This window comes from Psychrobacter sp., from assembly GCF_030457785.1.
In the GTDB taxonomy this organism is placed as follows: Bacteria; Pseudomonadota; Gammaproteobacteria; order Pseudomonadales; family Moraxellaceae; genus Psychrobacter.
The window spans coordinates 1-6,570 of the sequence record NZ_JAKDUI010000153.1 but is presented as its reverse complement, the minus strand read 5'-3'; the positions used below and the strand labels follow the sequence as shown (position 1 = coordinate 6,570).

Below are 6,570 nucleotides of genomic sequence, written 5' to 3'. Positions count from 1 at the left end.
CATTACTAACTTGTAATTTACTTAAATTATTTAGCCGCGTCAACTACCTTTGCTTGTTCGTGCAAATCTTGTAGCTTATACACCTCAAAAGGCAAGTCGATTGCATAAGACTTACAGACAGCATCTGCTGCACCTAAAGTCGTGACATAAAAGACCTTGCCTTGCAGCGCACTACGGCGAATAGAGAACGAGTCTTCTTGCGCCTGCTTGCCTTCGGTTGTATTAATAATAAGGTCTATTTTGTCATTTTTCAAGGCATCAACGATGTGTGGGCGACCTTCAGTGACTTTATTGATACGCTGACAGTCGATACCCGCTTCGCTTAGTACCTTTTGCGTGCCAGTGGTTGAGACGATGTTATAACCAAAGTCTGCAAGCTGACGGGCAATAGGGGCGATGTGGGCTTTATCGCTTTCACGTACTGAGATAAAGGCAGTCTTGGTTTCACCTTCTGTTGGTAGTCCTGGCAGACGTTCATTACTACCAATAATGGCTTTATAGAAAGCTTCGCCAAAGGTTTTGCCAACACCCATTACTTCACCAGTAGACTTCATCTCAGGGCTTAAGATTGGATCGACGCCAGGGAATTTGGCAAATGGGAAGACCGCTTCTTTGACTGCATAAAATGCTGGTGCAATCTCAGTGGTAAATCCTTGATCTTTTAATAACATGCCTGACATACAGCGTGCTGCTACCTGCGCCAATGAAGTGCCGATGCACTTAGAGACAAACGGTACGGTACGAGCAGCACGTGGATTGACTTCAAGGATATAAACAGTCTCACCTTTTACGGCAAACTGTACGTTCATAAGGCCGATCACGCCAAGCTCTTTTGCCATGGCGATAGTTTGCGCGCGCATTACATCACATAGCTCATCAGATAGCGAGTAAGGTGGCAATGAGCAAGCAGAGTCGCCAGAGTGAACGCCTGCTTGTTCGATATGCTGCATGATACCGCCAATCACCACGTCTGTACCGTCACAGACACAGTCGACATCGACTTCGATGGCATCATCTAGGAAGCGATCAAGCAATACTGGTGCTTCGTTTGAGGCTTGAACCGCGGTGCGCAAGTAGTGTTTCAGCTCATCTTCGTTATAGACGATTTCCATGGCGCGACCACCTAAGACATAAGATGGGCGTACGACCAATGGATAACCAACGTCTTTGGCTTTTATCAAGCCATCTTCTAAGCTGGTTGCTAGTGCATTTGATGGCTGAGTTAAATCAAGCTGTTGAATCATGTGCTGGAAGCGTTCGCGATCTTCTGCACGATCGATGGCATCAGGGCTGGTACCGATGATTTTTACACCAGAAGCCTCTAAAGCACGTGCCAGTTTTAATGGTGTTTGACCACCGAATTGAACAATCACACCATCAGGGTTTTCAATACGAACAATCTCAAGTACGTCCTCTAAAGTGATTGGCTCAAAATACAGACGATCAGAGGTATCGTAGTCAGTGGACACGGTTTCAGGGTTGCAATTCACCATGATGGTTTCGTAACCGTCTTCACGCATGGCAAGCGCCGCGTGAACACAGCAATAGTCAAACTCAATACCCTGACCGATACGGTTAGGACCGCCACCGATGACCATGATTTTTTTCTTGTCAGTTGGGTTGGCTTCGCACTCGTTATCATAGGTTGAATACATATAAGCCGTGCTAGTAGCAAACTCAGCAGCACAAGTGTCAACGCGCTTATAGACTGGGTTGACCTTTAAGTCCCAACGTTTTTTGCGTAGTTGCTTTTGTGAGATGCCAAGCAGTTTGGCCAAGCGTAAATCTGATAAACCTTTGCGTTTAAAGCTGCGCAGGTTTTGTGCTGTCAAACCGCCAAAGCCTAATGCTTTCACTTGAGCTTCGGTTTTGACGATGTCTTCGATTTGTACCAAGAACCATGGGTCGATTTTGGTGAAGTTGAAGACTTCATCAATGCTCATACCCACACGGAAAGCATCAGCCACGTAGTAGATGCGCTCAGGTGTAGGAACGGTTAAGCGGTTAATGATTTCGCTACGGGCTTTGTATTTGCCGACTTTTGCCAGGTCGATTTGTTCATCAAAACCGTCAGATCCTGTTTCCATACCACGCAGTGCTTTTTGCATGGATTCTTGGAAGTTACGGCCAATCGCCATTACTTCACCAACAGACTTCATCTGCGTCGATAAGATGCTTTCTGCTTGTGGGAACTTTTCGAAGTTAAAACGAGGAATTTTAGTGACCACATAGTCGAGTGCTGGTTCGAAGCTTGCGGGGGTCTTGCCACCAGTGATGTCGTTTTGCAACTCATCTAGTGTGTAGCCCACTGCCAGTTTGGCAGCAATTTTAGCGATTGGGAAGCCAGTTGCTTTTGAAGCCAGTGCTGATGAGCGTGATACACGTGGGTTCATTTCGATGACGACCATACGACCGGTATCAGGATTGATACCGAACTGGACGTTTGAGCCGCCTGTTTCTACACCAATTTCACGCAATACTGCCAAAGAGGCATTACGCATGATTTGGTATTCTTTGTCTGTCAAAGTTTGTGCTGGTGCAACTGTGATAGAGTCGCCAGTGTGGACACCCATTGGGTCAAAGTTTTCGATGGCACAGATGATGATGCAGTTGTCGTTTTTGTCACGAACCACCTCCATCTCGTACTCTTTCCAGCCGATTAGTGATTCATCGATAAGTAACTGGTGATTCGGTGACAAATCAAAGCCACGCTCACAAATTTCGACAAATTCATCACGGTTGTAGGCGATACCACCACCTGATCCACCCATGGTAAATGACGGGCGAATGATACATGGATAGCCCATTTTCTCTTGAGTGGCAAAGGCTTCTTCCATGGTTTCGGCTGTTTCAGCACGTGGGCATTCAAGACCGATACGCTTCATCGCTTGGTCAAACAGCTCGCGGTCTTCTGCCATTTCGATGGCGTCTTTGGTTGCCCCAATCAGCTCGCAGTCATATTTGGTCAACACACCATGCTTGTCCAAATCTAACGCACAGTTCAGTGCTGTTTGACCACCCATAGTAGGTAAAATAGCGTCAGGACGTTCTTGGGCAATGATCTTTTCAACGGTTTGCCAAGTGATTGGCTCGATATAGGTCGCATCTGCCATGACGGGGTCAGTCATGATGGTCGCTGGGTTTGAGTTGACCAAGATGACGCGATAACCTTCTTCGCTAAGCGCTTTACACGCCTGCGCGCCTGAGTAGTCAAACTCACAGGCTTGACCGATGACGATAGGGCCTGCGCCAATGATAAGAATGCTTTTTATGTCGGTACGTTTTGGCATAGTTAGGGCTACCTTCGTTTGGGTTATATTTTATTAAAATTTACAGTGCAATAAAGCTAACAATGTTGTGTGTGGCGACGCTTGTTTCATTGACTAATTAATTCATGAATTAATGAAACAAGCGTTGTACTGGGTATCTGCTACCAGAAAGCTATGCTTTGGCAGTTGCCATCATCTCTGCAAACCTATCAAACAATGGTGCAGCATCATGTGGGCCAGGGCTGGCTTCTGGGTGACCTTGGAAGCTAAATACCGGCTTGTTGGTCAGCTCAATTCCTTGATTAGTGCCATCAAACAGTGAGCGATGAGTAGATTTGACGTTGTCAGGTAAGGTGTCTTCATTAACGGCGAAACCATGGTTTTGACTGGTGATCATCACTGTGCCAGCAGCTAAATCCTGTACTGGATGGTTGGCGCCATGATGACCCGTTTTCATTTTGATAGTGCTTGCACCGCTAGCAAGCCCGATCAGCTGATGACCCAAGCAAATACCAAAGGTTGGAATGTCCGTTTCCTCAAGGATATGACGCACTGCATCGATAGCGTAATCACAGGCTGCAGGATCACCAGGACCATTTGATAAGAAGATGCCGTCTGGATTCATCGCGAGTACATCGGCGATAGGGGTTTGTGCGGGTACCACGGTGACGTGACAGCCACGATCGACCAGCATACGCAGAATGTTGGTTTTGCTACCGAAATCATAAGCGACGACATCGAATTTCTTGTCGATGTGGCTACCAAGCTGCTTAAAGAAGCCACCAGTCCCACTGTCGTGGCTACCTGCTAAATCGCGATTTAATAGTGTGTCTGATAAATCCCACGTACCTGCTGTCCATTCAAAGCTTTCTTTAGTGCAGCATCCTTTTGCCAAATCCATACCTTTTAAGCCGGCAAAACCTTGTGCCAACTCGACTGCTTTTTTCTCGTCGTCAGCACTGATGGTTTCGCCATTAGAGGCAGTCATGATACAACCGTTTTGTGCGCCTTTATCACGTAATAGTCGAGTCAACTGACGGGTGTCGATTTCAGCGATGGCAACGGTGTCATGACTCTGTAAATAGTCGCTCAGTGATTCTGAATTACGGAAGTTTGAAGTCGCCATGGTCGCATCACGAATGATCAGGCCGTCTGCCCAAACTTGATGACCATTACCAGATTCGGTGTCCTCAGCGTTGGTGCCAGTATTGCCGATATGCGGGTAGGTCAGGGTGACCAACTGACGGGCGTAACTTGGGTCGGTTAGGATCTCTTGGTACCCTGTCATGGCTGTATTAAATACCACCTCACCAACACGATGACCTAGGCTGCCGATACTGACACCGCGAAAGATTGTACCGTCTGCTAGTGCCAAAATTGCTTGTGTTTCTGCCGATGAATTCAAGGGTTGCCTCCGCTATTATTTGTGAGTGCCATCATGTTTTGTTGGTATAAACTATGCTCAGTATCTCTTGAACCGTCTTATTTAACCACTAATAAGTGTGACAGGAAAAGAGAAATACACAAAAATTTTCCACAAAAAAGCGAGAAGACTTTATTGATGAAAACTACAAAACTCACTAGATAGTGAATAGGTAACTTGCATCATGTCCACTCGCTTAGGCACAGATTTTGCGCATTATATCCAATTTACAAAAAGATAGCTAGCAGATTCTCAGAATAAGCATGCCAGTTTTGGCTGTATTTCCCCTATTTTTTTGGTGAATCGGCCTATGAATAAAGAGCCCATGAGCATCTGATAATAATAGCGCTGGATTTCCATAGGCGACTTTGCCACAATGTAGAATCACGTAAAATATGGAGTAACGTAAAACTTAGCCAACTTTTAAAGCACGCGATTTTTACAGTTATTATTTTGCAGATAATATTTACAATTACCATGAAGATAGCCATAGGTAGATAGCTAAGAGTTTTATAACAAGGAGCCGTTATGATTTACCAGTATTTAGATAAGACCCCTGAGTTTGCTAGCCCATTTAAAGGCTGGGTTGCTGATTCAGCGCAAGTGATGGGTGATGTATATTTAGGTCACCAAGCCAGTGTCTGGTTCGGTGCGGTGATTCGTGGTGATAACGAGCGCATTCATATCGGCGACTATAGTAATGTGCAAGAAAACAGCGTCATTCACACAGATGCAGGGATTGAGCTCAAAATAGGAAATTATGTAACCATTGGTCATTTGGCGATCTAACATGGCTGTGAAATTGGCGATAATAGCCTGATTGGTATCGGCGCGGTGGTGTTGAATAATGCCAAAATTGGTAAAAACTGTATTATTGGTGCTAAAGCATTGGTGACGGAAGGTAAAGAGATTCCTGATAATTCTCTAGTAGTGGGCTCACCTGCAAAAGTGGTGAAAACATTGACCGATGAACAAACCGCGATGCTGAAACTATCTGCTGTGCATTATGCAGAGCGTTGTCAGAAGTTCCGAGCGGGTCTAAAAGAAGTAGCCATGCCTAGTTAATGGCTAGAGTATTGGGTTAAAATCTCAAAGATAAGCTGCTAAAAAGGCAAGAGGATGGTGGTGTAGTACGCCATCCTTATTTTTATAAATTGTTTCTCTTTTATTATCTAGCTAACGAAGAGATAGCGTTACTTACATTCATTTGTGTTTGATTATTTGTACTCATTTTTAAGTGTTTGTGCTGTCATCGTTTGAGAGTATTGGATATCGTATGTGATTTAGACTCAGACTCAGAAATGAGAGACTACCACATCAGCATCATGACCAACCAAATTAGCGCAAACATAACGATACCAATAATCAGCTCGCGAAAAAAATCATGATGTACAGAGTAGTTATCTAAGTAAGCATTGCGTTTGTTTGTTTCATCGACATACAATGCGTTGACACTTTCAGCGCCTGTGTGCTTGCCAACGATTAATCCGATTAACATGCCGAGTGTCAGTAGAAACGGAGTGAAGAGCCAAAAAATATCCCCATTACCAAAACCAGCTATTGAACGAATGACAACGATGCTGATATCGATAAGCAAGCCAGCAAACCCATAAAGCAAGCCAGTCAAGAATGCATAAACGATGCGTTCGAAAGGTGACTGATAAGCCTCTCCTAATTGACGTTGCCTGATCTTTTTAATTGAGCGAGCAGGGCGTTGTGATTTCTTGAGCCGCGCTTTCGTAAAATAAGTCGACGTTGTTAGGATCTGCTTTCATAGGTTTCTCTGGGCAGCTCATTTATGATCGTTGGGTGTCATATGTACTAAGCTGAGTAAAAAATTTACCATAATTTGGTCTGGCAAGTAGCAGTATTATGAAC

Annotated in this window: 3 protein-coding genes and 1 pseudogene; 1 reads left to right on the top strand and 3 read right to left on the bottom strand. The window is 44.8% G+C overall.

The window, feature by feature from the left end; genetic code table 11:
* Positions 1–26: 26 nt before the first annotated feature.
* Positions 27–3,290, bottom strand: a complete 3,264-nt coding sequence (gene carB, locus L0J61_RS08095; protein ID WP_301465940.1) for a carbamoyl-phosphate synthase large subunit — start codon at positions 3,288–3,290, stop codon at positions 27–29.
* Between the two features lie 151 nt (positions 3,291–3,441).
* Positions 3,442–4,674, bottom strand: coding sequence for a glutamine-hydrolyzing carbamoyl-phosphate synthase small subunit (gene carA, locus L0J61_RS08090; RefSeq protein ID WP_301465938.1), 1,233 nt, complete (start codon positions 4,672–4,674; stop codon positions 3,442–3,444).
* A 546-nt stretch (positions 4,675–5,220) separates the two neighbouring features.
* Here carA and L0J61_RS08085 point away from each other — a divergent pair.
* A pseudogene (locus tag L0J61_RS08085) lies at positions 5,221–5,757 on the top strand (gamma carbonic anhydrase family protein).
* A gap of 244 nt (positions 5,758–6,001) precedes the next feature.
* On the opposite strand, the gene L0J61_RS08080 reads toward L0J61_RS08085, so the two are convergent.
* The gene (locus tag L0J61_RS08080) at positions 6,002–6,289 is read right to left on the bottom strand and encodes a hypothetical protein (protein WP_301465936.1); all 288 of its coding nucleotides are present in this window, start codon (positions 6,287–6,289) and stop codon (positions 6,002–6,004) included.
* Positions 6,290–6,570 lie beyond the last annotated feature (281 nt).